Genomic DNA, 24,645 nt, shown 5'->3' with positions numbered 1-24,645 from the left:
ATAAAAACAATGTTTGACTTAAATCAGATTGATAGTCAAGGGGGAAAAGTGGATTCAACAATTCAACATTCAGAGCAGGCAGCTATCAATGCGCTTGAAGTTAGAAATCTTAATTTTTTCTACGGTTCATTCCAGGGCTTAAAAGACATAAACCTTGATATTGAGCAAGGTAAGGTCACTGCATTTATTGGGCCTTCTGGCTGCGGTAAATCCACTTTATTGCGTACTTTAAATCGCATGTACGACCTATATCCTGGTCAGCGTGCAGAAGGTGAAATTAAATTTTATGGCCAAAACATTCTTGAGCCTGATCAGGACTTAAACTTACTGCGCTCACGTATTGGCATGGTTTTTCAAAAGCCGACTCCATTCCCAATGTCTATCTATGAAAACATTGCCTTTGGTGTACGCCTCTATGAAAGACTGTCTCGCTCTGAAATGGATGAGCGCGTTGAATGGGCATTGAACAAAGCAGCTCTGTGGAATGAAGCTAAGGATAAATTAAATCAAAGTGGTTTATCGCTTTCTGGTGGACAGCAGCAGCGCCTTTGTATTGCTCGTAGCGTAGCTGTAAAACCTTCGGTAATGCTGCTTGATGAACCTACTTCAGCACTAGATCCTATTTCGACAGGAAAAATTGAAGAGTTGATCAATGAACTCAAACATGAGTACACCATTGCCATCGTTACTCATAATATGCAGCAGGCTGCGCGTGTATCCGATTACACTGCCTATATGTACCTTGGCAGTTTGGTTGAATATGGTAAAACAGATGAAATATTTATTAAGCCTAAGCGTAAAGAAACTGAAGACTACATTACCGGCCGCTTCGGTTAATTGGAGATATTAAATGCCTGATAATCACCTTTCATCACAATTTGATGCTGATTTAAATTCACTCTCTGGTCGTTTGCTAGAAATGGGCGGATTGGTTGAGGCGCAGATCTCAACAGCAATGCGTGCATTCACGCAAATGGATCTTGATACTTGCAATATCGTCATTGAGAATGAAAAACAAGTTAATGACCTTGAAATCCAAATTGATTCAGCCTGTACTGAATTAATTGCAAGACGCCAACCAGCTGCTCGTGACTTACGCCTCGTCATGGCAGTATCTAAGGCCATTACAAACCTAGAGCGTGCCGGGGATGAGGCTGAGCGTGTTGCAAAGCGTACAAAGCGCCTTATCGATACAGGTACCCCACACAATATCAATGTGGCCGAGATTCGTCTCTCTGGTCAAATGGCAATCAATTTGTTGCGTCGTAGTTTGGACGCCTTTGCTCGCCTAGACACTGTTGCTGCTGCCGAAGTTGTTGCTGAAGATCGTCAAATTGATGAGGAGTTCCGTGGTTTTGTCCGCAAACTCATTACTTATATGTCGGAAGATCCGCACATTATTAGCACTGGGCTTGACATGTTAACGATTGCTAAGGCGATTGAGCGCATTGGGGACCATGCTAAGAATATTGCTGAGTTTGTAATTTACATTGCGAAGGGCTCAGATGTTCGCCACATTCCCCATGAAGATTTAGTGCGCGAAGCTAATAAAGATTAAAAAAGAGCTTTCAAATGACTCACCACATACTAATCGTTGAAGATGAGCCATCCATTGCAGAGTTGATTGCAATTAATTTAACGCATGCAGGCTATGAGGTTGAGAAGGCCATGCAAACTGATCTTGCGCTTGCGATGATGAAAGAAAAGTTACCAAGCCTAGTGATACTAGATTGGATGTTGCCAGGAAAGTCTGGTGTGCAATTTGCTAAAGAGTTACGGGCTAATGATCGGACAAGAGGTTTGCCGATTCTGATGCTTACCGCGAAAAGCGAGGAGTCCGATAAGGTCTTGGGCTTAGATTCTGGTGCAGATGATTATGTGACTAAGCCTTTTTCACCTAAGGAATTAATTGCTAGGGTGAGGGCATTGTTGCGCAGGCAAACCCCGCTTGAAGACACGGGCCCACTCACAATCGGCCCACTAAAGCTAGATCCTAGCTCGCATAGAGTTTTGGCGCAATGGCCTAATACTGAGCTTAAACCAGTTTCTTTGGGTCCCACAGAATATAGACTTCTGCAATTCTTTATGGCTAACCCAGAACGCGTTCATTCTCGTACTAATTTACTAGATAAGGTTTGGGGTAATGAAGTCTATATTGAAGAGCGAACTGTTGACGTCCATATTAAGCGCCTCAGGGCAGCATTAACCCCAGTAGACTGCGACCGATTTATCGAGACAGTTCGGGGCAGCGGCTATCGTATTACCAAGACTCCAAGCAACAATTAGACCTTATCTAAAGGCCTTTTTGGACTATTTCAAGGACATTCTTGAGATCGTCTAAGATTGCAGCATGATTTCCGCCTTATCTCGCTTTACCTTCCTTATTAGCCTCGCATTAGTCGCTGCATTCATTACCCTTTATAACTGGGGTGCTGAATACGCCATTTTCGTTGGCGTTTTTCTGTTATCTGTACCGCTCGTGTACTCATTTATAAACCTAGCACGCCTAGGTAAGGCCGTGCAATCGGATTCCATTGAGCACATGCCGCTCCCTAGTGGATTTTGGGAAGAAGTATTTTTCAGGTTGCAGCGTTTAGTGAAAACGCTAAAGCAAAGGATGCGAAATATTGAGCAGCAACATGAGAACTTTATCGAAGCTTTTCAAGCCTCGCCTAATGGTATTTTGATGCTAGATGAAAGCGATCAAATTGAGTGGTGCAACAGTATTGCTGAGCGATTCTTTGGACTTTCCTTTAAACGCGATGTAATGCAGCGCATTAATTTTCTCATTCGTCGCCCTGAATTTATTCAATATTTAAATAAGCGTAACTTCGATGAACCATTACTGCTTGAAAGAATGGGTCCAGATAGCAGTCTGAGTTTAATGTTGCAGGCCTTTCCGTTTGGTAACCAACGCCATTTGCTACTAGTACAAAACGTCACTGATTTACAAAAGGCTGATGCTATGCGTCGCGACTTCGTTGCTAACGTTTCTCACGAAATGCGGACCCCAATTACCGTATTAATGGGGTTCTTAGAGACCGTGCAATCTTTAGAGCTTGAGAAGGATCAACGTGATCAGTATTTTGAGATGATGATGTCGCAAGCTCAGCGCATGAAAAGTCTGGTTGAGGATCTATTAACCCTCGCTAATCTGGAGGCTAATGCATTGCCAGCCGCAACAAATCAAGTTAATGTCGAAACTCTCATGGCTTTACTTAAAAATGATGCTGAAGCACTATCTCATGGGAATCATAGCTTTACCTTCGAAGTGCTTGATAAAAATAATTTGTTAGGCGATGAGCGAGAAATACTTTCTGCATTTAGTAACTTAGTCTCTAATGCTATCCGCTACACACCAGATGCTGGCGCTATTCATGTGAAGTGGCTTGTTAACGCAGATGGGCAGGGCGAATTTTCTGTTATGGACACTGGCCCCGGGATTGCAGCAGAGCATCTTTCAAGACTTACTGAACGTTTTTATCGAGTGGATAGAAGTCGTTCTCGTGATACGGGAGGTACTGGTCTTGGCTTAGCAATTGTGAAGCATATTGCTAGTCGTCATCAAGCGCAATTAACTATTGAAAGTATCCCAGGGAAGGGTAGTACTTTTATGCTGCGCTTTCCTAAGGAGCGCTTAAGTTCTTAAGCGCAAGCTTCCTCAGAATTAATCCTTTTTCTTTTTCTTTTTCTTTTTGGATTCCTTAGGGAGCTTTTCAGTTTTGCCGCCTGCATACAAGCACCAAACTTTGATTTCTTCAAGAAGCTCTACAAGATCTTCGTGAGGCAGACTTTTTAAGTCCACCAGGCCAATAGCACCGCTTTCTTGAAGCTGTTTCACTGCATCTTCGTATTTGTAGTTACTCATGGCATCAGTTTATTATTTATGAAGGGAATTACCATCCTAACAAACAAATATGACAAAACATGCTTTTTTAGTGGTTTTAAGGCTATTTAGTCTGGATCGCCAGAAATTTCAGATCCTCTTTTTACGCCATTGAGTTTTGCAAAGAGCCGTTCTAATGGGCCCCCGAGTGCCAGAGTCAGCAAAATTGCTGCCAAAGACAAGCCTCCTAAGGCAAATTGCCCTGCTCCAAAGGCGGCGCCTATCAGGGAGCAGGCCCATAGGCTTGCCGCTGTAGTGAGCCCATGAACCTTATTCGAGCGTTGTTCATGGATGATGACACCTGCTCCCAAAAAGCCAAGACCGGTGATTAAGCCTTGGAGAACTCGGCTAACCGACTGCGCATCATCCTGAACAAAGTCACTAATAAGCATAACCGCAGTTGCCGAACCAATGGCTACTAAGGAGTGGGTGCGAATACCCGCAGACTTATGGTGAAGCCAGCGATTTAGGCCAAGCACCGCTCCAACAAATAATGCCAAGGTTAATCTTAAGGCAATGGTGCTGTAGGGATCCCAATCATGCATGCTGATTTCCTTCAAGAAAGGACTTATAGAGAATTTAGTGTATCCCAGCTACACCATCTAGTCATAAAAATGTCTTCACGCTGTCATTGACGTGATGAACAATAGATTTTGTTGTTTCGAGGGTCTTGCTGCAAAACAGTGGGGCCTCTATTTATCTTTCACCACAAGGATGCAATATGAAAAAATTTATTTTACGTTTATGGCAGGCATGGAACGAAGCGCGACTAGCATATGTGAACCGATTTGCGCGACACCGTCTTGGCAGCTAACTCAAATTGATTAGGCTTAGTCACTAGTTTGTAATAAAGGATTGCTATATTTTGAATGTCAGTCGATTGCTGACTAACATGCGTCTATATTAACCTCCTTTTAAACCCAGTTTGCGCTGGGTTTTTTTATTCCCTTTCTTAATAAAACTGAAATAAATAAATCTTAGGATGTTGGTATTGGCTCTTTATTTAAAAGAAAAACTTCATGAATACAAGTCTCACTAAATACTTATCTGATGTTTTCCGTAATGAAGTTGAGCGTACTACTGCTATAGAGCCAAAAGAAATTAACCCGCAAGCAAATCTTTATTTGTTAGATCGCAACAGTAACCAATTTGTTGTTGATAAAAAGTTTTCATTGCGTCTTGATGAGCTTATTTAATTCATACGCCTTCTCCCATATCTTCAGCTATGAATCAACCATACAAAATCTTGTTTCTTTGCACCGGCAATTCAGCCCGATCAATTTTAGGTGAGGCACTGGCAACTACCTTGAGCCATGGTCGTTTAATTGGGCATTCAGCTGGATCAGAACCAAAGCAATATGTTCACCCAATTACTTTAAAGATTGCCAGAGAAATGGGTTATCCACTCGAGCTCCTCAGGAGCAAGACATGGGATGAGTTCGGAAGAGAGGATGCGCCACATATGGATTTCATAATCACTGTGTGCGATTCTGCGGCGGGTGAAGAATGCCCATATTGGCCTGGCCATCCCACGACTGCCCACTGGGGTTTTATTGACCCAGAAAATGATGCAATTAATGAGCAAGCTCTTTGGGAGGCTTTCAGAAAGGTAGAAATGGAATTGCGTAATCGTATTGAATTACTACTTGATCTACCGCTCGATATGCTTGATCGATTGCAAATAAAGAATGAGCTCCATTCAATTCACCATAAGCTTAATCAGCAATACAACTTATCGGAATAGTGATGGCAACCTATAGCGTATATTTTGCTGGCTTATCCCTCACAACACATCAAAAATTTACCCTCGCACAGGCAATTACCAAGATACATGCCGATATTACCGGTGCAGAAGCCTACTTTGCGCAGGTGATATTCAAGTCATTGGATATGCATGATTGCTTCATTGGCGGCGTTCTACTGAATGAACCCCATATTTTTCTGAATGGTCAAATTCGGATTGGTAGAAGCGAACAAATAAAAAAACAATTATTAGTTGAACTTGAAATAGCGATTCAAACCACCACTTGCTTAGCTGGGCATCAAATTTGGGCCTATATTGATGAAATTACGCCTGGTCAAATGATTGAATATGGCCAAATACTGCCAGCGGTAGGGGATGATGGGGTTTGGTTCTCAACGCTGCCATCAAGTATTCAAAAGAAGCTCAATTACCTCAATTCCTAGCTGACCGTCTTTTTCCTCTCTACTGGTATTAACATGGACGGGTATGTTAATTACCCTGATAGCCCATGCCTCTAGAGAAGAAACCCCAATTTGCCGTCCTTAGGTCTGTAGAGTCGTTCAAAGATCCACGGCCTAGTATCAAAAAGCGTATGGCTGATGGAAAGGCCTTACGTAAGGTAGTGAGCTTTTCTGATCAGGGCCTGTATACGCCTCCTAAGGACCGAATTGATCCGGTTAGCATATTGGAAGCGCAAGCTAAGCAGCGAATCGCATTGCTGATTCCTATTCGATATGAGCGGATGTTGCAGTCACCTTTTTCGTTTTATCGGGGTGGGGCCGCCATCATGGCTCAGGATTTAGCCAATCAGCCCACAAGCAATATTACTGTCCAGCTTTGCGGCGATATGCACGTTTCTAACTTTGGTTTATTTGGAACGGCTGAACATCGATTGGTATTTGGAATCAATGATTTTGATGAAACCTTACCGGGTAGCTGGGAGTGGGACATTAAACGTTTAGTAGCAAGCGCCCTTATTGCATCAGAGAGCTTAGGGGGTGATAGGGCTCTAGGAAAAAAACTGGTGTACCGCATTGCTTCTGAGTATCAAAAACGTATTGCACAATACGCCAAAATGCCCTATTTAGATTTAGCGCAAGAGTTTATCGGTGAAAATGATATTCGTAAGCACTTTAGTAAGGAGCATCAAAAAAAGCTAGATGCTTACCTTAAGGAGACTAAAGGACAGGGAAATATTCAGGTTCTGCAAAGCCTGACAACCTTGGTTGGTAAGAATCGAAAAATTATTAACAAGCCTCCATTAATTGAGCATTTTAAAAAGGATGCCTATGGTGTCCCTTTTGGCTCACTAGTCGATAAGGCTTTATTAAACTATTCCAGTACTTTGCTAGCAGATCGCCAAATCTTATTTCAGCGCTACTCATTAAAAGATTACGCCCGTAAAGTGGTGGGTGTTGGTAGTGTCGGAACAAATTGTATGGTCCTCTATTTTGAAGGTGATAGCGAACAAGATCCTTTATTCCTACAATATAAAGAGGCTCAAAAATCGGTCTTGACACCGTATCTTGGGGAATCTATATATCGAGATATGGGCAGGCGTGTAGTGGCTGGCCAGAGGTTGCTTCAAGGTGCACCAGATATCTTTTTGAATTACGGCACAGTGCAATACGATATCAATAAGAGTCAGGGGTTTTATCTGCGCCAATTACGCGATATGAAAGGTGGTATTGGCGTTGGTACTGGAGGCGTCACCTTAAAGACCTTCCCTGACTACGCAAAGTTATTCGGTTGGGCATTGGCTTTAGGTCATGCGCGTTCTGGCGATGCTGCCATGATCGCAGGCTATTGCGGTCAATCTGCCGAGCTTAATGAGGCCCTATATTCCTTTGCCAAGTCTTATGCAAAGCAAAATCAGCAGGATTTTGAGTTATTTTGTAAGGCTGTGAAAAGCGGTAGATTGAAAGCGGCCAAGAAGAAAATAGCGCTTTAGGTATGCAAAGAGGCTGTCATAAAGATGTCATCTTGATTGTAGATAGTGTAATTTATTCTTATCAATCTTTTTTCTATCCCCATGAATATTTCCTGCCTTATCAAAAGCTCTATATGCGCATTCACGATTGTCTTCACTAGCGTTGCGCATGCACAAGCAATCTACCCAATCGATAAAGCCGAAATTTTGGCAGGTTCTAAATTTGATATCAAAGTAGAGTTCAATCAGGTTGTCAATCCTCATGAGGTTGCTATTACCGTTAATGGAATACCTGCTAATAAAATCATTACTACCAAATCAGAATTTATCCCCAATGAAAATGGAAAGGGTAGCTCTCTCATCTACCGAGATGTTCAACTCCCAAAAGCAGGAAAATATCAAGTGCTAGCTCGCGCATCACAAGAAGAGTTACAAGTGACTTGGGAAGTTTATGCTAGCGGGCCACGCAGAGTGAAGAATGTGATTTTGTTTGTTGGCGATGGTATGACGATTGCCAATAGGACAGCCGCGCGAGTGCTTTCCAAGGGAATTACAGAAGGCAAATACCAGGGTAGGCTAGCGTTTGACGACATGCCAAGTACTGCAATGATTGGTACCTCAGGTTCTGATTCTTTGATCACAGATTCTGCCAATTCCATGAGTGCCTATACAACTGGGCATAAAACAGCGGTGAACGCGATGGGGGTTTATGTTTCCCGTGCTAGCGATAACTTATCGCACCCTAAAGTAGAGACCATTACTGAGCTTCTCAAGCGCAAAACCAAAATGTCAGTAGGTATCGTATCCGATGCTGAATTGCAAGATGCCACACCTGGTGCCATGGTGGCTCATACGAGACGAAGGGCTGATAAACAGTATATTGCCGATCAATTGCTAGCAAGTAAGGCAGAGGTTATCTTAGGTGGTGGTTCGGCGTATTTCTATCCAAAATCAAGCAATGGTTCAAAGCGTAAGGATGAGAATAATCTAGTCGAAACCTTTAAAACTGATGGCTATCAAGTAGCCTTTACTAAGCAAGAGCTGATTGCTGCCGCCGAAAACAAAAATACGAAGAAATTATTTGGTGTATTTCATCCTGATAATATGGACGGCTCACTAGATCGCTTATTTCTTAAAAAGAATACTGTTTCTCAATATCCAAATCAGCCTGATTTAACCGAGATGACTCAGTCAGCGATTGATGTCCTCTCTAGAAATCCTAATGGATTTTTCTTGATGGTTGAAGCTGCTTTAATTGATAAGTTCAATCACCCCTTGGATTGGGAGAGGGCTGCATTTGACACCATCATGCTCAGCAATGCAGTGCAAATTGCTAAGGACTTTGCAAAGACCCATCCTGACACTCTTATCATTGTGACGCCTGATCACACTCATAGTGGCTCTATTAGCGGCGTAGTGCATGATGATAGGCCTGGCCCTTTGCGTGAAAAGGTCGGTGTTTATGCTTCCGCAGGATTTCCTAACTATCCTAGAGCAGATGTTCAAGGCTACCCAAGCGAAATTGATGTCAGTAAGCGCCTAGCCTTTTTCTATGGCAATTACCCAGATCATTATGAGACCCTACATCCTAAGCTTGATGGCACGTTTGTACCAGCAGTGAAGGGCGAGGGTGGTAAGTATGTCGCAAACCCGAAATATCTCCAGCTTCAAGAGGACGCTATTCATATGAATGGCAATTTGCCATCACATCAAGAGGTCGGTGTGCATACTGCCGATGATGCTGTTCTCAATGCCATAGGCCCTGGATCAGAAAAGTTCAAAGGGTTTATGGACAATACGGAGGTCTTTAAAGTAATGGTTCAAACACTTGGGCTTGGCTCTAAATAATTTGCATCTAATTCTGATCTGACATATTTCTGAAATATCTCCAGTTCAATATAGGACTGTGAACTACTCTGAAGAAAAACAGCAATCTACTATTACTTGTCCGCATTGTCAGGCGGCCGAGACGCTAGAGGTCCTTAGAGGGTCTTCTATGCATTTGTACCGCTGTCGCTCTTGTAGCAATATCTTGAAGCCCAAATCAGGCGATTGCTGTATTTTTTGCAGCTTTGGAGACTTTGACTGCGCTAGCGCAGAACAAAATCTAGCAACATAGCCTTTTCCCATTAGACTAGCGTGTATTTTCATCAATATGTCATGGTTTTTTCATAAAATAGACATATTTGATTGGCACAGGCATTTTGAGGGAATATTTTGGAAATTCATTCTGACGACTCTGTATCCTCCCCGGACGAGCTAGTCGCAGCGGTAGATTTAGGCTCCAATAGTTTTCGGATGTTGGTTGCTCAGGCTACCAATACGCCGTCAGGTACCCAACTTCGTCCGATTGATACTCTGCGTGATTCAGTGCGTTTAGCCGCTGGCTTAACAGAAAATAAACTCTTAGGGAACGATGCCTATCAACGCGGTTTAGCCGCTATTAGGCGCTTTGGAGAGCGCATTCGGGGATTTGATCCAGCCAATGTGCGCGCGGTTGCTACTAATACCTTGCGGGTAGCTAAGAATGCCCAGCAATTTATCCATGATGCTCAGCAAGCTTTAGGCTTCCCAATCGAGGTCATTGCTGGTGTTGAGGAGGCGCGCTTAATTTATATCGGTGCTGCACATGAAGTTCAGGCAGCTCAAGGCAATCGATTAGTGGTTGATATTGGCGGCGGTTCGACAGAATTCATTATCGGTAAGGGCTACGAACCAAAGTTAATGGAAAGCCTTTATATTGGCTGCGTTTCACACAGTATCCGCTTTTTCCCCAAGGGCAATATCGATGCCCATTCATTTAAGGAAGCTGAACTAGCCGCTAGACGTGAGATCCAAGTTATCTCAGGAGCTTATCTCAAGAGTGGTTGGAATCAAGCTATTGGGTCATCTGGGACTGCTAGAGCGCTTGCTGAACTGATTTCAGCAAATGACTTTAATGGCCATACCGATGGCTTAACCATGGGTCGTGTAAACGCCTCTGGCGGTTTAATTACTCGTGATGGTTTGCGGGCGATGAAAAAACATCTACTGACATACGAACATATTAGTCAGGTTGAATTGTTAGGCTTAAAAGATGACAGAAGATCTGTCTGGCCTGGGGGCTTAGCCATCATGTTGGCAGTATTTGATGAGCTTGGCATTGAGGAGATGGAAGTTACTGATGCCGCCTTACGCACTGGTGTGCTCTATGACCTCTTAGGGCGCTCACAACACCATGACATGCGTTATGTTACGGTTGAGCAATTCATCCAACGCTACTCTGCTGATCGGGAGCAAGCCACACGCGTGGGTAAACTAGCTTCTGAATTTTTACAGCAATTACCTAAGCCTAAAACAGAAAGTAGAGCAGATAACATTGCACTATTGCAATGGGCTGCTAGCCTTCATGAAATCGGCTTATCGATTTCACATAACAGCTACCATAAGCATTCAGCGTATATTGCTGGCAACGCTGATATGCCTGGCTTTTCTAAAAACGACCAGGCTCGCTTAGCTGCACTTTTGATAGGTCATACAGGTAAATTAGGAAAACTTGCAAACAATTCAGGTTTTCATGATTGGCGTATGTTATTTTGTCTCCGCTTAGCCCAAGTACTTTGTCGTGGCAGAAGTGATGAAGATTTACCAAAGGTGAAGGTCTCTGATGAGGACGGTGCTTACCAAGTCAGCATCCCTAAGGAGTGGGCTCAAATACATCCTTTAACAGAATTCAGTCTTCTGAAAGAAGCAGCCGAATGGAATCGAATCGGCCGCTCTTACGAACTTAATCTGAAATAAAAAACTGAGAATTACAGTCCCAGGAAATGCTTTGCATAACGAGGATTGATTTCCGATAAGCGCAACATTGTCAGCAAGTCTGCGGTATTGAAATCAGGATCCCAAGCAGGTGCACTACAAATCTTGGCTCCTAGCTTTAGGTAGCCCTTAATTAATGGAGGAGCTTCTACTTCCAATCCACCATTGAGCTTATCCAATGGCAAAGCTAATTTAGGGAAGGCATGGAGCTCAACCGGAGCCATTTGATCATTACCTAGCGAGTTATAGAGACTGGCCGCAAAGTGACCGCCATCAGCCATAGGGATGCTGGCACAACCGAGCATGATCTCGTAACCATGCTTTTGCATGTATTGGGCTAGGCCACTCCATAAGGCCATAATCACTGCCCCTGAACGATAATCCTGGTGTACACAAGATCTACCCAATTCAACTAGCTTAGGACGAAGGTGATCTAGGCGGGATAAATCAAATTCAGCATCAGAGTACAGGCGGCCAATTTCTTGTGCTTTGTGGGGCGGAAGTACGCGATAGGTGCCGACTACCTTAAGAGTATCTTGATCGCGAATTATTAAATGATCGCAATAATCATCAAATTCATCTACGTCTAAACCCTCGGCATTTTGAGAGAGATTTGCGCCCATTTCTTCAGCAAATACCTTATAACGCAATCTTTGCGCTTCTTTTATTTCACTAGCAGAGCTTGCCCATTCAATCGTAAAAGCTGGTCTTTTGGATTTGACACTGGGGCTGACTGTAGGCGTCACTTCAGCGGCTAATTGCGCGCGGGCTTTAGTAGCAAATTTTTTACCAAAAAGCTTTTTAGTCAGCTTCTTGGAAAGTTTTTTAATTGCATTGGGTCTAAGAGCAGAAAATTTTCCCTCTTTCTTGAAGGAAAAAATTTCAAAGGCGGCAATTGGGTTTGGAATATCTGACATAGGGGGAGCCTTAGTGAGTTACTTAAATAAATAGATATATTTAATCGTAGAAGGGGTTTATTACAATTTGAAGACAAGTGGTATGCATAAGGCAGACCACATTAGAAGGGCTATTAACAGGGTTAACATCACTGCTGCTGAGCCAAAATCCTTCGCTCTTTTCGATAGATCATGGTGCTCAAAGGAGATGCGATCAATAGCAGCCTCAACACTGGAATTGAGTAATTCCACCACTAAGACCATGATCAGCGATGAAATTAAGAGAGCCTTGTCTAGATAGCTAATGGGCATAAAGAGAGCAAGGGGCGTTAGTAGTAAAAATAGACAGAGTTCTTGCCTAAATGCACTTTCTTCTAAAAAGGCATACACCAATCCACACCAAGAGTTTTTGGCAGCATGCCAAGCCCTTGTTAACCCTCGATTGCCTTTGTGAGGGTTTTGGTCTATGTGATATTTAGTATTCAACCGAGTCTTTCTTAGGCTAAGGCGGTTAGATGAACTTCAGTTGAGGGAACTGGCTTGAGATGATGCAAGAATTGTTCAGAAGCCGCCCTCCAGGAAAATTTCTCAGCATGGGCTCTAGCTACTTCACGAGGAATCTTTAATGCGGCAATACAGGCTTCCCGCAAATCCTCATTCATAGCGCCAGCAGGGGAGTCCCCTAATACGTCAATTGGGCCAGTTACCGGGTAAGCAGCCACCGGTGTGCCGCAAGCCATTGCTTCAAGAAGAACTAGGCCAAAAGTATCAGTCTTGCTTGGAAACACGAATACATCAGCCGCTGCATAAACCTTAGCTAACTCATGTTGTTGTAACACTCCGAGATAGTTGATATCAGGATATTTTTCTTTAATTCCTGCCATGGCGGGGCCATCACCCACTACCCATTTTGAACCAGGTAAATCAATTTCCAAAAAAGGCATTGATGTTCTTTTCAATGGCGACGCGACCTACGTATAAAAAGATAGGATGGGCTGTGTTGAGAGTCTTAGATTCCTGCATCTTAAATATATCCAGATCAACACCTCTAGACCAGAGGACAACATTATTTAGACCATACTTTTCTAAATCATCCTTAACGACAATCGTTGGGGCCATGACTGCCATGGATGGGCCATGAAACCAGCGAATGAACGCATAGGTAATAGAAAGTGGTATACCTGTACGGGCTTTGACATATTCCGGAAAGCGGGTGTGATAGGCGGTAGAGAAAGGAAGATTGTTCTTGACTGCATATGAGCGCGCAGATAAGCCTAAAGGCCCTTCAGTAGCAATATGCATGGCATCTGGAGCAAATGATTTAATGCGACGAGCTACCTCTTTACCTGGAAATAGTGAGAGAGCAATATCTGGATAAGTCGGGCAGGGAATCGATTTAAAGCCATTAGGCGTAATCATTTCTACTTCATGACCCATGCTAGTTAATTCAGCGCTAGTTTGTTTCAGGGTGCGTACAACGCCATTGACCTGTGGGTCCCATGCGTCCGTAATGATCATAATTTTCATAGTGCAGCCTCTTTGAGAATTGATGCAACAGCAGTTTGGAAAGACAGTTCTGGAGCTTCTACAGGATCACCTTTGATATGAGTCCAATAGATCAGTTTGAGTTCGCCGGTTTGGGTTTCAACGAGAGCGCTAAGACTCTCAACCCAATCACCATCATTGCAGTAGAGCAGGCCATCGATTTCACGGATCTCGGCTTTATGAATATGACCACAAACGACGCCATCACAACCACGTAGGCGAGCTTCTCTGGCCATAATGTGCTCAAAGTCAGCGATATAGCTCACCGCATTTTTGACTTGGTGTTTTAGGTATTGAGACAGTGACCAATATTGCAAGCCCATCTTGACTCGCAACATATTGAAGTAGCGATTAACATACAGAATGAAAGAGTAGAGGGTGTCGCCAACGTAGGCAAGCCATTTGGCATATTGCATGACCCCATCAAATAAGTCACCATGGGTAACCCACAGCTTTTTGCCATCTAAGGTCGTATGAATACATTCCTCAACCACTTTGACATCACCAAAGGAGAGGCCAAAAAACTGCCGGGCACTTTCATCATGATTGCCAGGAACGTAAATTACCTCAGCACCCTTACGCGCCTTGCGTAAAAGCTTTTGAACCACATCGTTATGAGCTTGGGGCCAGTAGAATGACTTCTTGAGTCTCCAGCCGTCGATAATGTCACCTACTAGATAGAACTTGTCGGCTTCATTGTGCTTTAAGAAATCCAGAAGGTAGTTTGCCTGACACCCTGATGTTCCCAGGTGTACGTCAGAAATCCAAATGGCTCTGTAGTGCATCATGAATCAGTATTAAGCCGATACACTGTGAAAGCTTCATGACAGTTTCAAGACACTTTTATGACTATGCGAATATGATTTAGCATATTCCATAAAATTAGCATTTATGACCACCAGAAAATCACCCTCAAATATTAATACCCCATTTTTTATTTACATAGCGCTTTGGCTATTAGTCTGGCTACATGTATTAAGAGGTGTCATCACGCTACTGGTGTTGTTCCCATTTTTAAGTGCAAGCTCAAAAAATGATCATATTCAAAGATGGTCAAAACGCTTGTTAAAGATCTTCGGTGTTCAGTTGCACGTTAATCATGCCAACTTACTTCCACAGTCATCTTATTTACTCGCTGCAAATCATGTGTCCTGGTTGGACATTCATGCTATTAATGCATTTAAGCCGATTCGATTCGTAGCAAAGTCTGAGGTAGCGAGTTGGCCAATTTTTGGATGGATGGCAAAGCAATTGGGTACTGTATTTATCAAAAGAGATAGTACTAGGCATGCAAGGCAGGTAGTTGATGGCGTAGCTGCAATACTAAAAACGCAATCCATTTGTATTTTTCCTGAAGGTACCTCAACGATAGGTAAAGGCGTACAGCTTTTTAAGCCTAATTTATTTGAGGCTGCAGCGGTATCGGAGGTGCCTGTATGTGCGATGGCGCTAGCTTATTTTGATCGATATACTGGCCAACATTCCGAGGTTCCAGCTTTTATCGGAGACATGGGTTTGATCGGATCTATGGCCAGCATATTAAAAAACCGTAGGTTAAGGGTGGAATTAGCCATTTTTGCACCTATTAAAGCCACTCCAGAGTTACCCGTTGATCGAAAAATGCTTGCTTTGTATAGCCAAGAGCACATTGCCCAATATCTTGCAAAACACTGTAATTAGGTCATTTGTAATAAATATGACACATATATACTCTAAAAACAGAGTTCAATTACAGATACAGAACAAATGACATCAAAGCATAAAGAGATGGACGAGTGGTATCGCCGTGCTCGAGAAGAAATTCTCGATAGCATGGATGAAGAGCTTGAGATGGAGCTTGACGATGATCGCCTTGCTCATGATGGGGAAGAGGGCTCTTCAATACCACGTAATGTTTACTTTAAAGAACTATTTCGGCTGCAGGGTGAACTTGTAAAACTCCAGGATTGGGTTGTCGCCAATAAAATGAAAGTGGCCATCTTATTTGAAGGCCGCGATTCTGCAGGTAAGGGCGGCGCTATTAAGCGCATTGCTCAGCGTTTAAATCCACGAGTTTGTAAAGTAGTTGCATTACCAGCGCCGAATGAGCGCGAAAGAACGCAGTGGTATTTTCAGCGCTATATTTCACAACTTCCTGCTGGTGGCGAGATCGCTTTATTTGATCGTAGTTGGTACAACCGTGCCGGCGTTGAAAAGGTCATGGGATTTTGTACCAAGAAAGAATACGAAGAGTTTCTTAGAACGGTTCCGGATTTAGAGCGAATGATGATCAGCTCTGGAATTATCTTAATTAAGTATTGGTTCTCGATTTCTGATGATGAGCAGTACAGCCGCTTCATGATGCGTATTCATGATCCCTTAAAGCAGTGGAAGCTCAGTCCAATGGACCTAGAAGCTCGACGCTTGTGGGAGGCATACACTAAAGCCAAAGAGACGATGTTAGAGCGTACTCATATACCTGAGGCACCTTGGTGGGTTGTAGCAGCGAATGATAAGAAAAAAGCACGTCTGAACTGTATCAGCCACTTATTGGCCCAAATTCCCTATAAAGAAATAGACCATCCGGTGATTAAACTGCCTGCCCGTGTTCATAATCCAGATTACTTACGTGGCCCTGTACCGCCAGAGATGTACGTTCCGGATCTCTATTAAAACGTTCCCCGCAGTCCCAGCATAAAACTTCTTCCAGGCTGTGGTGCATACAGTCTTACTGCCATTGGAGTAGTCGCATAACGAATCTGTTCATTGAGCAAGTTCTTCATATTCAGATACACAGTCCAATTCACCTGCTGAATTTTCTCTGTGTAGGATATTCCAGCATTGAGTAAGTTGTAACTTGGAGCCGGACCTTGTTCCCAGCTTGCTAGGCGGTTCTGTTGATAGCTGTAGATATAAGTAGCATTAGTTAACCAGCCATTGCGTTGATGGGCTAGCTCAGCACCAAGTCTGGGTGCTGGTTGTAAGGGCAGATTACCGCCTGCATCAAAACTACCTTGTGAGGCATCGCCAAAAACCCTTCCACCAAGACCTTGTTCACGCCAGTTATAGGTTAATTCACCTTCAATACCCTTGATCGTTGCAGCAGCCTGCTGGGAGGTGACCACATTAAAACCATCTCCTTCTTGCCCTCCGTTGCTTATGGAGTTGCCTGTGTAATAGCCATAAATGTAGTTATTGAATCGGTTTGCATAAACACTTGCTTTACCACATAACAAGCCAATATTTCTTTGTAAATTGAGCTCTAGATTGTGAGAGGTCTCTTTGGTGAGGTTAGGATTACCAATATCAAAAGTGGCAGTCGATTCATGAGCGCCATAGGAGTAGAGCTCTTGCGCACTAGGTGCCCGTTGTGAGACGGTATAAGCTACTCCTACTCCATGACCTTGCATAAAGCTCCACAATCCACCTGCAGAATAAGACATTAAATTAAAGTTCCGATTTTGCAGAGTAACGCCTGGAGTTAGCGTTCCCGCTGCCGTATCTTGTGCCACCAATAGGGTGGATGTATTGGGATTTTGGGCAACATTGTTGTAGCGCAATCCCAAATTCCCTTGAAGTGAATTCCACTTACCTTCCTCAATCCAAAATAAGGCATTGGAATTAGTCTTGGTTGGCGGAACGATGGCATAACTTCCAGTACCTACTTCTGTTGCATTTAAAGAAGCAGCGGAAACTTGAGCGCCAAAGGTGCCTTTCCAGCCCAGAAGAGGGTTATGGGCCAATTCAAAGCGGGCCTCATTGGCAATATTTTTCCAAAGTGCAACTGCTTCACCCACATTATTAAATTCTGTATGGTTGTAATTACTATTAGCAGCGCTAAATTTGAATGATGAGAAGCCAGCAAAGGGATCACGGGTTTGATGCTGTAAGTCGTAGCGATTCTGTGACTGATTAATCGAGCCACCTTCTGGCGTCGGAATGCCGTAGTTATTATTCAGACGCTCGACAGATACACCGGTGTAACCGTTTTGTCCGATATAGGAAACGCCAACACCTAAATTGTTTTGATTGCTAAAGCTATTGGGAAGTTTTCCGGTGTAGTTGTTGCCGCCATTACCCCCGGGTGGAACAGTCCAACCACCAGCGGGCTCGCCTTGTGACTGCGTTGAGCTCCCAGGGATACGGTAATTGTTGGCATTATTAATTGCTGTATCAATATGAACGGCTACTGAGCCAAAGCCTCCATCCACCTCGACCGATCCAGCACGGCCATTATTCACAGTTTCATAGCTGGTATTGATTGCACCCGTAGGTCTATCGGGAAGATTGGTCAAAATACGATCATTCACTACGTTGACTAGGCCGCCGCTCGAGCCTGATCCGTAAAGCAGGGCAGCTGCACCACGCAGTATTTCCACTTGGTGTGCATTTTGCATATTGTTACCAACAGCATGATCTTGGGAAATATTGGAGACATCACCAACAGAAAGACCATTTTGCAAAATTTGGACACGAGACCCCTCAAGACCGCGAATGACTGGACGAGAGGAGCCGGCGCCATAGCCTGTAGCAGAGACGCCCAATTCATTAGCGAGAGTTGCACCCAGTGTCGACCCAAGTTTATTTAACAGCTCATCACCTTGTAACACCTTAGTCGGCGTCAAGATGCTTTGGGCAGCCTCTTGTGAGCCAGTGGCAGTAATTTCAAGGCTGTCTGTCTGTGCACTAGCTATACCAAACAAAAATCCAGAAAATGGAATGCACAACAGTGATTTATAAATCCACAGATTACGCTTGCAATACATTGATGATCTCTCATTCCGATCAGCATCTATAGAAGATGCTGCTTTAATCTAAGGCCCAGGTAGTACCCAGGCTACTAAAGTCATTACAGAATGAAAGCAGGGGGAGCTCGCGACTGGTACGAAGCAGTAGCAGACTCAAGCAGAAGCAGATCTACCGAAGAAATCAGAGTAGAAAAAGAAGTGTGAAGATGAACAGCATCAGAAACACCAACTGAAACAAATCCAGCAAGGGTCAGTGCATCATATAAATGACAGGCGTCAGAGCCATGGGTAATGCCCGTACCGGAATCGGTAGCAGAACATTGACTAATACTCTGAGCAGATAAACCGGCATGCGAAATACTATGAGCAAAGCCAAGCCAGTGGGTTCCTACAAGGCAAAAGACGAGCAATGCAGCTGAAAAAGCAGCCGAGAAGCGTCTGGGATATTTGCTAGGAAAATAGGCAACCATGCCTCGAATCTTACAGGATTTGCCCCAAATAGCCCTGTCGGTGTAGAATACGGGTTCCGTCGGAGTGTAGCGCAGCCTGGTAGCGCACCTGCTTTGGGAGCAGGGGGTCCAAGGTTCGAATCCTTGTACTCCGACCACTTTCCCTATTTGTTCTAGATAGACCCAGCATATAACTGCCCATAGCTCAGCTGGATAGAGCAACGCCCTTCTAAGGCGTAGGTCGCACGTTCGAATCGTGCTGGGCAGGCCAAAACATCAAAGGTCCGTACCGGACACATGGTTTACATCCGGTACCGACCACATAGTTTACAGTTGCCGTTCACTCTAACTATTTTTTCCCATAAGCGGCATCATGGTTTGGCTCTATCAATAAGACTCGTAAAAAGTGATTTTCCCTAAAGCCAATCCCTCGAATAGATTTGCTTACACGAAAGGAGTAGAGCGCTTCAATATTTTTAGGGGCTGCAATACTGTGAATCTTTTCCCATTTCAAGCCCTTGTCTCGATAGACTTGGTTCCAGGTTAGTTGCGTGAGTTTTTTAAAGGTAGCAAATGCCTTTTCTTGCTCTGCTAGCTCTAAATCACTCCAGGCAGATTGAAAAACAGGACTATTAAGATCAAGCTCGACTAATGGCTCAGGCTTTACGTTTCGTGCCATGCGCTTTAGCCATTTTTAATTTAGAAAGGTCGCTTGCTTTAGCGGGTGCTTTTTGTGCCCAGGCTAAAGCAGCAGTTAAATCCTTTTTAAGGGCTGGCGTATGTATCCACTTTTCATTATCTGGAATGACGGTAGCGGTGCGAATCATCCAAACTCCAGGCTCTGGGCTTTCAACAAGAACCTGACGTCCTGCATATTCTTTTCCAAGCGAGATTTGCCCACTCGATCCAATGGATTTAATAACTTGGTGATCTATAACTGCGCCCATGACATTCTCCTATATTCGTGCTGCATTATTGCATGATGGCATGAATTTTGTCAAATAATGCTTATTGAGTGTTGAAAGCTAGATGAGGATTTGTCTTTTAAGCAACACTTATGTATCACACAGTTTATTACACAGCGCCGATTTATGCGTCTAAGTTATTGAAATATATGGATATTCCAGCAGCCACGAATTCTTCTAAGGCGTAGGTCGCACGTTCGAATCGTGCTGGGCAGGCCAAACACCCGACTGGCCGATCGGATCGCATCAAAAAACTTGATTTATTACTTAATCAATACAGCTGGTGAGCTTGGAATACTGCCAGGTGATTTAGCCAATCCTTGAAATTGCGCTAGGATATTAATCACCAGAGTGGAGTACCCATTATTTTCTCTAGGTATCGAATAAGTATTGTCATTCAAAGCCTCCATAGTTGAAAACGTCTTACTATCTTTATTGCGATTGACTACGAGCAAAGCGTAGCGGTTACTTTCAGTCGATCTCTTTGCTATGGTATTTTCACTGGGGAGTAGCGTGACTAAATATGGTGGATCTGCTAGTTGGGCATCGGTTACTTGCCCTAAGAAGTCGTAAATATTTTTAACTGAGCGAAAAGTAAATGCAGTTTGCGGTTCTTTCGCAAGATTAGCGCTAGAATTTGCTACAGGCTGGCACAATAAATCACCACCATAATTTTTAATAATGTCATTTCTAAATTGTTTTTGGTCAGAACACATCCTTAATACAGACGTTGTTTTGATAATTTGATAGGTTGCTGCCTGCGAGTTACCAGATGATTTATTTGCAGGTATTACCTTCATGCCATGCCCCGCTAAAAGATTGACATAAGCAGCGCCATAATTTTTTTCTAATTGAGCCACCGTCATTGGCTGACCTTCATAGGTTGCATTAAGCGATTGTTGGACGTTTAGGCCATAACCTAGTAATTGGTACATTGCTTTTTGAAATTCCGGGTACTCGGCTCGCAATGGATTATTAAGTAACTTTTTTTGGCTCCCATCTGGGTAAGAAATCACAATTTCATCTACCACCATGCTAAAAATAACTTCCTTTGGAATATGGTTATTTAGAAAATATTTAACTGCATCAAGTTGGATAGGCGTTAGAAATGGCTTCCAAAATGCAGAGTTATCCAAAGAGGACTGACTAGACCCTGGTCGATTCTGCCCCGATCACCAAGAATCACAATAGCTTACTTATTGGGCTATTTTAAGAATTATTACTCTTACTATTCAGTAATAAAAATAACTTCTTATGATTGTTACCGTACATAAGAAGTAGTTAAAAATAACTAGACTTGATAGAACAGATCTTCGAGCTGACTTGGCATTCTGCCAAACCTACCGCCCTAGATTTGAATGCAGAGTAACTGTATTGCTTACTTATTTTGGATTTTCTTAAAACGATAGGATACGTAATGAATAAACCAGAATTATTAGAAAAAATTGCAACAAATGCTGATATTTCAAAGGCATCTGCAGAGCGAGTTCTTAAAGTCGTCATGGAGACAGTCATCAAAACTGTTTCCAAAGGGGATAATGTGCAATTAGTTGGTTTTGGTACCTTCAAATCTGGTAGGCGGGCCGCTCGCATTGGCCGTAACCCGCAGACTGGAGCGGAGATTAATATTCCAGCTGTTAAGACGGTTAAATTTACGTCAGGCAAGGCCTTTAAAGATGCGATAAATAAGCGAAAGTAATTTTGGATTCAATATCCTTTTGCCCTAGTCGGTCCCGCCCGGGGCAACTAAGAAACTTAATAGCCCACTCGTTGGGCTATTTTTTATAAATTGCTACTCTTACTATTCAGTAATAAAAATAATTTCTTATGCTTGGTACCGTACACAATTATTAGCAAGAAATAACTAGACTGTCTATAACAAACCTCCGAGCTGGTTTGGCGTCCTGCTAAATCTACTGCCCTAGATTTCGAACATAGTTCAATTATTCACCCTAATTATGCTTAGCTTCGTTTCAAGGAAGGGATAAAAAAATGAACAAGAAACAGTTGTTTGAAAAAATTGTAACTCATCATTTGTATGGGCCACAACAATATGATGGCAGAGAGGTATTCTATGATGCCGATAAAGGGCAATTTTGGGATCCTCGTATGAGCTCGTATTTAGATCATGAAGTCGGTCGAGTGTTAATTGATCTTTATTTTGGACGCGGAAAGGCCCCAGTCACTTCGATAAAATAATCCGCCTCAATTGACAAGAGATATTTTTGGGGAAAAGCTTAAATATATTCGGGGTAAACCATAACGGTTTGCTCTCAATCCTTATGTGCGCTATCGAACAGACTTAATCTATAGTAAGTATAATAGTTATATTTATTTTAAATGATCTGTTACATAAAATTTCTATAAAAAATAAATGATTGTACTTAAAGAGCAAAACCAAATAATCAATTCTTTTCCCCCAGAAGAATGGAGGAGGTTACAGCTTCACTTCACACTGGTTGATTTGGAACTTGGTATAGTTTTATATGAGCCAGGAATGAAGATGACTCATGTTTTCTTTCCGGCCACTGCAATTGTTTCTTTATTGTATGGATTAGAAAATGGAGCATCTGCGGAAATTGCTGTAGTAGGTAATGAAGGTTTAGTAGGCATATCAATTTTTATGGGTGGTGAAACATCTACTAGCAGGGCCGTTGTCCAAAGTGCAGGCTTTGGTTACAAAATCAAGTCTAGTATTTTATTGGACGAATTTAATCGATCCGGTCCAATAATGCACCTTCTACTACGCTACACCCAAGCACTCATAAGTCAAATGACACAAACTGCGGTTTGCAATCGGCACCATTCTTTAGATCAGCAATTATGTCGATGGTTATTATTAAGCGCCGATCGTCTAACAGAGAATGAGCTTATTATGACGCAGGAGCTCATTGCTAATATGCTGGGCGTTCGTAGGGAAGGGGTAACTCAGGCAGCAACAAAACTCCAAAAGGCAGGTCTAATTAAATATGCCCGTGGTCACATCACTATCTTAAATCGAACTGGCCTAGAACAGCGTAGTTGTGAGTGCTATAAGGTTGTGAAAAAAGAATACGATAGATTATTACCCAATTGCATTGCAACGTAAGTTGGTTTTTATTGGATGTCTAAGTATCATTCGCTCTTTTAGACTTTGCTTAGCGTCTAACTTTCGGGTAAATTTTTTTTACCAGTTGATCAAAATCATTTATTACGCACCTCGCTGAATCAGAGCTGCTAACAGCAAACATCCATTTAGTTTTATAGAGCACCAATGGTAATTAAAAGGTGAAAGAGCGATATTGTGCTAATAAGTGAGGCAAGTTTTTCTCTTCTAACATTAGTTAGTCTTACTCATCAACATTTCGTCATTGTGTACGGTAGCAGACATAAATATTTATTAATACCCTATAAAGTAACTAAATTATTAAATTAATTTAGGCGGTAGAAAATGATTTCGATCAAATCGTTGGCTTTTGCTAAATTTCTAAATGCCTCAACTTCTTTAAATTTGATTAATGCTAATCATAAAATTGATATTGTAGAGGAGCAGTTGCTAAATCATATTTTATTGATGACATTTAAGGGCGATGATCTATTGGTAGGGGATCTCCTAGTTCTATGGCAATTTGGTTCGCAAGCGACGATTCATAAACGATTAAAAAGTTTGAGTACTAAAGGTTATGTTGAGTTACGAGAAGGAGAGCTTGACGGCCGAAAAAAATTAATCTATTTAACAGCCAAAGCAGATAAGCATTATCAAAAGCTATCTGAGTATTTAAATAAAGCATTAAAAGAAATGAAAATAAGATAAATAATTTTGCTTTGGAGGCAAAGGTACCAACGTACATCATGTTGAACTGACCTGATTTTTAGTACCACTCCAGAAGAGAGGATTTTTGATAATCTTCACCTTAAAGGAGTGCTAAATATGGCAAAAGGCCAACGTCTTAAACCCGAGCAAATCGTCACCTTATTGCGTCAAATCGATGTCCTGACAACGAACGGCAAAACCCTAGCCATTTGGCGTCGATTTGACCCGACAATGCAGTGTCCGGTTATGTGATGGTTGTGGTGGCTTAATTAGGATAACTTCTGGACGATCAAAGTAGGCGAGTGAGGGTTAGTTAGTTGCACAGAATAGCTAATATTAGCCAATTAGCTTTTGCTTCATCAGTTCATGCAGATTATATTTTTGCGCCGCAATAATTAAGGGTAACTACTCGTCATAATTTTGAACTGACCTGATTTTTAGTACCACTCCAAAAGAGAGGATTTTTGATAATCTCTCACCTTAAAGGAGTGCTAAATATGGCAAAAGGCCAACGTCTTAAACCCGAGCAAATCGTCACCTTATTGCGTCAAATCGATGTCCTGACAACGAACGGCAAAACCCTAGCCCAGGCCTGTAAAGAAGTGGGAACGGTAGAGCAAAGCTACTATCGTTGGCGCAAGATTTATGGCGGCATGAAGGTCGATCAAGCTCGTAAGTACAAAGATCTAGAACTGGAAAATACCCGACTCAAGAAGCTCGTAGCGGACTTATCGCTACGAGAGGTGATGCTCAAGGAAGTTATTAAGGGAAACTTCTAAGCCCTGCTAAACGCAAAACAGCTGCTCAGGTGTTGCTGCAGAAATACTCAACATCAGAGCGCTTAGCTTGTGAATTAGTAGGGCTCTCCAGAGCAGCGTATCGCTATATGCCACTGCCTAAAGATGATGAAGA

Annotated in this window: 29 protein-coding genes, 2 tRNA genes and 1 pseudogene; 21 read left to right on the top strand and 11 right to left on the bottom strand. The window is 42.7% G+C overall.

Going from position 1 to position 24,645, the window contains the following annotated elements:
- The 4 genes from pstB (at position 1) to phoR (ending at position 3,649) form a co-directional block, all read left to right on the top strand.
- Complete coding sequence (pstB, locus tag CBI31_RS03575) at positions 1–837, top strand: phosphate ABC transporter ATP-binding protein PstB (protein ID WP_420812072.1); 837 nt, start codon at positions 1–3, stop codon at positions 835–837.
- Positions 838–850: 13 nt separating this feature from the next.
- The gene (phoU, locus tag CBI31_RS03570; RefSeq protein ID WP_088525066.1) at positions 851–1,558 is read left to right on the top strand and encodes a phosphate signaling complex protein PhoU; all 708 of its coding nucleotides are present in this window, start codon (positions 851–853) and stop codon (positions 1,556–1,558) included.
- Positions 1,559–1,572: 14 nt separating this feature from the next.
- Positions 1,573–2,286, top strand: coding sequence for a phosphate regulon transcriptional regulator PhoB (gene phoB, locus CBI31_RS03565; protein WP_088525065.1), 714 nt, complete (start codon positions 1,573–1,575; stop codon positions 2,284–2,286).
- Between the two features lie 64 nt (positions 2,287–2,350).
- A complete protein-coding gene (gene phoR, locus CBI31_RS03560; RefSeq protein WP_088525064.1) occupies positions 2,351–3,649 on the top strand; it encodes a phosphate regulon sensor histidine kinase PhoR in 1,299 nt (432 codons plus the stop codon).
- Between the two features lie 18 nt (positions 3,650–3,667).
- Here the strand turns inward: phoR and CBI31_RS03555 are convergent, their stop codons facing one another.
- Together CBI31_RS03555 and CBI31_RS03550 are read right to left on the bottom strand one after the other, a co-directional pair.
- Positions 3,668–3,868 carry a hypothetical protein gene (locus CBI31_RS03555; protein WP_088525063.1) on the bottom strand — a complete coding sequence of 67 codons (201 nt, stop codon included), beginning with the start codon at positions 3,866–3,868 and terminating at the stop codon, positions 3,668–3,670.
- An 86-nt stretch (positions 3,869–3,954) separates the two neighbouring features.
- The gene (locus tag CBI31_RS03550; protein WP_088525062.1) at positions 3,955–4,431 is read right to left on the bottom strand and encodes an MgtC/SapB family protein; all 477 of its coding nucleotides are present in this window, start codon (positions 4,429–4,431) and stop codon (positions 3,955–3,957) included.
- A 474-nt stretch (positions 4,432–4,905) separates the two neighbouring features.
- Between CBI31_RS03550 and CBI31_RS10315 the strand changes: the two genes are divergently transcribed.
- From CBI31_RS10315 to CBI31_RS03520, 7 genes are all read left to right on the top strand, one after another.
- Entirely contained in the window at positions 4,906–5,082 is a 177-nt protein-coding gene (locus tag CBI31_RS10315; RefSeq protein ID WP_161491179.1) for a hypothetical protein, read from the top strand.
- Between the two features lie 29 nt (positions 5,083–5,111).
- Positions 5,112–5,630: an arsenate reductase ArsC gene (locus tag CBI31_RS03545; protein ID WP_088525061.1), complete on the top strand. Its 519-nt coding sequence runs from the start codon at positions 5,112–5,114 to the stop codon at positions 5,628–5,630.
- A 2-nt stretch (positions 5,631–5,632) separates the two neighbouring features.
- Complete coding sequence (locus CBI31_RS03540) at positions 5,633–6,073, top strand: tautomerase family protein (protein WP_088525060.1); 441 nt, start codon at positions 5,633–5,635, stop codon at positions 6,071–6,073.
- A gap of 149 nt (positions 6,074–6,222) precedes the next feature.
- Positions 6,223–7,581, top strand: a complete 1,359-nt coding sequence (locus tag CBI31_RS03535; RefSeq protein WP_161491178.1) for a DUF2252 domain-containing protein — start codon at positions 6,223–6,225, stop codon at positions 7,579–7,581.
- A gap of 81 nt (positions 7,582–7,662) precedes the next feature.
- Complete coding sequence (locus CBI31_RS03530) at positions 7,663–9,408, top strand: alkaline phosphatase (RefSeq protein WP_088525058.1); 1,746 nt, start codon at positions 7,663–7,665, stop codon at positions 9,406–9,408.
- 58 nt (positions 9,409–9,466) lie between these two features.
- Positions 9,467–9,679 carry a GDCCVxC domain-containing (seleno)protein gene (locus CBI31_RS10570; protein WP_088525057.1) on the top strand — a complete coding sequence of 71 codons (213 nt, stop codon included), beginning with the start codon at positions 9,467–9,469 and terminating at the stop codon, positions 9,677–9,679.
- A gap of 179 nt (positions 9,680–9,858) precedes the next feature.
- Entirely contained in the window at positions 9,859–11,340 is a 1,482-nt protein-coding gene (locus CBI31_RS03520) for a Ppx/GppA phosphatase family protein (protein ID WP_088525056.1), read from the top strand.
- Between the two features lie 11 nt (positions 11,341–11,351).
- On the opposite strand, the gene CBI31_RS03515 is transcribed toward CBI31_RS03520, so the two are convergent.
- The 4 genes and pseudogenes from CBI31_RS03515 to CBI31_RS03500 all read right to left on the bottom strand — a co-directional run bounded on the left by CBI31_RS03515 (position 11,352) and on the right by CBI31_RS03500 (position 14,587).
- Positions 11,352–12,275 (bottom strand): GNAT family N-acetyltransferase, encoded by a 924-nt coding sequence (locus CBI31_RS03515; RefSeq protein ID WP_338047325.1) that lies wholly within the window; start codon positions 12,273–12,275, stop codon positions 11,352–11,354.
- A 60-nt stretch (positions 12,276–12,335) separates the two neighbouring features.
- Entirely contained in the window at positions 12,336–12,740 is a 405-nt protein-coding gene (locus tag CBI31_RS03510; protein WP_088525055.1) for a diacylglycerol kinase, read from the bottom strand.
- 11 nt (positions 12,741–12,751) lie between these two features.
- Positions 12,752–13,781 (bottom strand): annotated as a pseudogene (locus tag CBI31_RS03505) (glycosyltransferase family 4 protein).
- Complete coding sequence (locus CBI31_RS03500) at positions 13,778–14,587, bottom strand: UDP-2,3-diacylglucosamine diphosphatase (RefSeq protein ID WP_088525054.1); 810 nt, start codon at positions 14,585–14,587, stop codon at positions 13,778–13,780. The pseudogene CBI31_RS03505 and the gene CBI31_RS03500 overlap by 4 nt, the downstream one beginning before the upstream one ends.
- 103 nt (positions 14,588–14,690) lie before the next feature.
- On the opposite strand from CBI31_RS03500, the gene CBI31_RS03495 reads away from it, so the two are divergent.
- Both CBI31_RS03495 and ppk2 read left to right on the top strand, forming a co-directional pair.
- Positions 14,691–15,479, top strand: a complete 789-nt coding sequence (locus CBI31_RS03495; RefSeq protein ID WP_088525053.1) for a lysophospholipid acyltransferase family protein — start codon at positions 14,691–14,693, stop codon at positions 15,477–15,479.
- A gap of 66 nt (positions 15,480–15,545) precedes the next feature.
- Positions 15,546–16,451, top strand: a complete 906-nt coding sequence (ppk2, locus tag CBI31_RS03490; protein WP_088525052.1) for a polyphosphate kinase 2 — start codon at positions 15,546–15,548, stop codon at positions 16,449–16,451.
- On the opposite strand, the gene CBI31_RS03485 is transcribed toward ppk2, so the two are convergent.
- Positions 16,448–18,544, bottom strand: coding sequence for a TonB-dependent receptor (locus CBI31_RS03485; RefSeq protein WP_088525051.1), 2,097 nt, complete (start codon positions 18,542–18,544; stop codon positions 16,448–16,450). The genes ppk2 and CBI31_RS03485 overlap by 4 nt on opposite strands.
- Positions 18,545–18,627: 83 nt before the next feature.
- Positions 18,628–18,996: a hypothetical protein gene (locus CBI31_RS03480; protein WP_088525050.1), complete on the bottom strand. Its 369-nt coding sequence runs from the start codon at positions 18,994–18,996 to the stop codon at positions 18,628–18,630.
- A gap of 60 nt (positions 18,997–19,056) precedes the next feature.
- Here CBI31_RS03480 and CBI31_RS03475 point away from each other — a divergent pair.
- Both CBI31_RS03475 and CBI31_RS03470 read left to right on the top strand, forming a co-directional pair.
- Positions 19,057–19,133, top strand: a tRNA-Pro gene (locus tag CBI31_RS03475).
- A 36-nt stretch (positions 19,134–19,169) separates the two neighbouring features.
- Positions 19,170–19,246 (top strand) — tRNA-Arg (locus tag CBI31_RS03470).
- 78 nt (positions 19,247–19,324) lie between these two features.
- Here the strand turns inward: CBI31_RS03470 and CBI31_RS03465 are convergent.
- The 3 genes from CBI31_RS03465 to CBI31_RS03455 form a co-directional block, all read right to left on the bottom strand.
- Entirely contained in the window at positions 19,325–19,654 is a 330-nt protein-coding gene (locus tag CBI31_RS03465) for a hypothetical protein (protein WP_088525049.1), read from the bottom strand.
- A complete protein-coding gene (locus tag CBI31_RS03460; RefSeq protein ID WP_088525048.1) occupies positions 19,632–19,922 on the bottom strand; it encodes a hypothetical protein in 291 nt (96 codons plus the stop codon). The genes CBI31_RS03465 and CBI31_RS03460 overlap by 23 nt, the downstream gene beginning before the upstream one ends.
- 281 nt (positions 19,923–20,203) lie before the next feature.
- Positions 20,204–20,974, bottom strand: a complete 771-nt coding sequence (locus CBI31_RS03455) for a hypothetical protein (RefSeq protein ID WP_133062484.1) — start codon at positions 20,972–20,974, stop codon at positions 20,204–20,206.
- A gap of 383 nt (positions 20,975–21,357) precedes the next feature.
- Here CBI31_RS03455 and CBI31_RS03450 point away from each other — a divergent pair, with 383 nt between their 5' ends.
- The 6 genes from CBI31_RS03450 to CBI31_RS03430 all read left to right on the top strand — a co-directional run bounded on the left by CBI31_RS03450 (position 21,358) and on the right by CBI31_RS03430 (position 24,512).
- Positions 21,358–21,639 (top strand): HU family DNA-binding protein, encoded by a 282-nt coding sequence (locus tag CBI31_RS03450; RefSeq protein WP_088525046.1) that lies wholly within the window; start codon positions 21,358–21,360, stop codon positions 21,637–21,639.
- Positions 21,640–21,932: 293 nt separating this feature from the next.
- The gene (locus CBI31_RS03445) at positions 21,933–22,139 is read left to right on the top strand and encodes a hypothetical protein (protein WP_088525045.1); all 207 of its coding nucleotides are present in this window, start codon (positions 21,933–21,935) and stop codon (positions 22,137–22,139) included.
- Between the two features lie 175 nt (positions 22,140–22,314).
- Complete coding sequence (locus tag CBI31_RS03440) at positions 22,315–23,028, top strand: Crp/Fnr family transcriptional regulator (RefSeq protein ID WP_088525044.1); 714 nt, start codon at positions 22,315–22,317, stop codon at positions 23,026–23,028.
- A gap of 342 nt (positions 23,029–23,370) precedes the next feature.
- Positions 23,371–23,733, top strand: coding sequence for a helix-turn-helix domain-containing protein (locus CBI31_RS03435; protein WP_088525043.1), 363 nt, complete (start codon positions 23,371–23,373; stop codon positions 23,731–23,733).
- 117 nt (positions 23,734–23,850) lie between these two features.
- Positions 23,851–23,985, top strand: coding sequence for a hypothetical protein (locus tag CBI31_RS10565; RefSeq protein ID WP_276207123.1), 135 nt, complete (start codon positions 23,851–23,853; stop codon positions 23,983–23,985).
- 245 nt (positions 23,986–24,230) lie between these two features.
- Positions 24,231–24,512: a transposase gene (locus CBI31_RS03430; protein ID WP_028819441.1), complete on the top strand. Its 282-nt coding sequence runs from the start codon at positions 24,231–24,233 to the stop codon at positions 24,510–24,512.
- Positions 24,513–24,645 lie beyond the last annotated feature (133 nt).

The sequence above is a fragment of the Polynucleobacter campilacus genome, from assembly GCF_002206625.1.
Taxonomy (GTDB): domain Bacteria; phylum Pseudomonadota; class Gammaproteobacteria; order Burkholderiales; family Burkholderiaceae; genus Polynucleobacter; species Polynucleobacter campilacus.
Note: the sequence above shows the minus strand (reverse complement) of the source record. Positions and strands in the feature narration are given on the sequence as shown.

Bases quoted from the DNA above. Each gene is read 5' to 3' on its own strand.
- phoU (WP_088525066.1), top strand. From the start codon at position 851: ATGCCTGATAATCACCTTTCATCACAATTTGATGCTGATTTAAATTCA.
- phoB (WP_088525065.1), top strand. From the start codon at position 1,573: ATGACTCACCACATACTAATCGTTGAAGATGAGCCATCCATTGCAGAG.
- phoR (WP_088525064.1), top strand. From the start codon at position 2,351: ATGATTTCCGCCTTATCTCGCTTTACCTTCCTTATTAGCCTCGCATTA.
- CBI31_RS03555 (WP_088525063.1), bottom strand. From the start codon at position 3,868: ATGAGTAACTACAAATACGAAGATGCAGTGAAACAGCTTCAAGAAAGC.
- CBI31_RS03550 (WP_088525062.1), bottom strand. From the start codon at position 4,431: ATGCATGATTGGGATCCCTACAGCACCATTGCCTTAAGATTAACCTTG.
- CBI31_RS10315 (WP_161491179.1), top strand. From the start codon at position 4,906: ATGAATACAAGTCTCACTAAATACTTATCTGATGTTTTCCGTAATGAA.
- CBI31_RS03545 (WP_088525061.1), top strand. From the start codon at position 5,112: ATGAATCAACCATACAAAATCTTGTTTCTTTGCACCGGCAATTCAGCC.
- CBI31_RS03540 (WP_088525060.1), top strand. From the start codon at position 5,633: ATGGCAACCTATAGCGTATATTTTGCTGGCTTATCCCTCACAACACAT.
- CBI31_RS03535 (WP_161491178.1), top strand. From the start codon at position 6,223: ATGGCTGATGGAAAGGCCTTACGTAAGGTAGTGAGCTTTTCTGATCAG.
- CBI31_RS03530 (WP_088525058.1), top strand. From the start codon at position 7,663: ATGAATATTTCCTGCCTTATCAAAAGCTCTATATGCGCATTCACGATT.
- CBI31_RS03520 (WP_088525056.1), top strand. From the start codon at position 9,859: ATGTTGGTTGCTCAGGCTACCAATACGCCGTCAGGTACCCAACTTCGT.
- CBI31_RS03515 (WP_338047325.1), bottom strand. From the start codon at position 12,275: ATGTCAGATATTCCAAACCCAATTGCCGCCTTTGAAATTTTTTCCTTC.
- CBI31_RS03500 (WP_088525054.1), bottom strand. From the start codon at position 14,587: ATGATGCACTACAGAGCCATTTGGATTTCTGACGTACACCTGGGAACA.
- CBI31_RS03495 (WP_088525053.1), top strand. From the start codon at position 14,691: ATGACCACCAGAAAATCACCCTCAAATATTAATACCCCATTTTTTATT.
- ppk2 (WP_088525052.1), top strand. From the start codon at position 15,546: ATGACATCAAAGCATAAAGAGATGGACGAGTGGTATCGCCGTGCTCGA.
- CBI31_RS03485 (WP_088525051.1), bottom strand. From the start codon at position 18,544: ATGTATTGCAAGCGTAATCTGTGGATTTATAAATCACTGTTGTGCATT.
- CBI31_RS03480 (WP_088525050.1), bottom strand. From the start codon at position 18,996: ATGGTTGCCTATTTTCCTAGCAAATATCCCAGACGCTTCTCGGCTGCT.
- CBI31_RS03465 (WP_088525049.1), bottom strand. From the start codon at position 19,654: ATGGCACGAAACGTAAAGCCTGAGCCATTAGTCGAGCTTGATCTTAAT.
- CBI31_RS03460 (WP_088525048.1), bottom strand. From the start codon at position 19,922: ATGGGCGCAGTTATAGATCACCAAGTTATTAAATCCATTGGATCGAGT.
- CBI31_RS03455 (WP_133062484.1), bottom strand. From the start codon at position 20,974: ATGGTGGTAGATGAAATTGTGATTTCTTACCCAGATGGGAGCCAAAAA.
- CBI31_RS03450 (WP_088525046.1), top strand. From the start codon at position 21,358: ATGAATAAACCAGAATTATTAGAAAAAATTGCAACAAATGCTGATATT.
- CBI31_RS03445 (WP_088525045.1), top strand. From the start codon at position 21,933: ATGAACAAGAAACAGTTGTTTGAAAAAATTGTAACTCATCATTTGTAT.
- CBI31_RS03440 (WP_088525044.1), top strand. From the start codon at position 22,315: ATGATTGTACTTAAAGAGCAAAACCAAATAATCAATTCTTTTCCCCCA.
- CBI31_RS03435 (WP_088525043.1), top strand. From the start codon at position 23,371: ATGATTTCGATCAAATCGTTGGCTTTTGCTAAATTTCTAAATGCCTCA.
- CBI31_RS10565 (WP_276207123.1), top strand. From the start codon at position 23,851: ATGGCAAAAGGCCAACGTCTTAAACCCGAGCAAATCGTCACCTTATTG.
- CBI31_RS03430 (WP_028819441.1), top strand. From the start codon at position 24,231: ATGGCAAAAGGCCAACGTCTTAAACCCGAGCAAATCGTCACCTTATTG.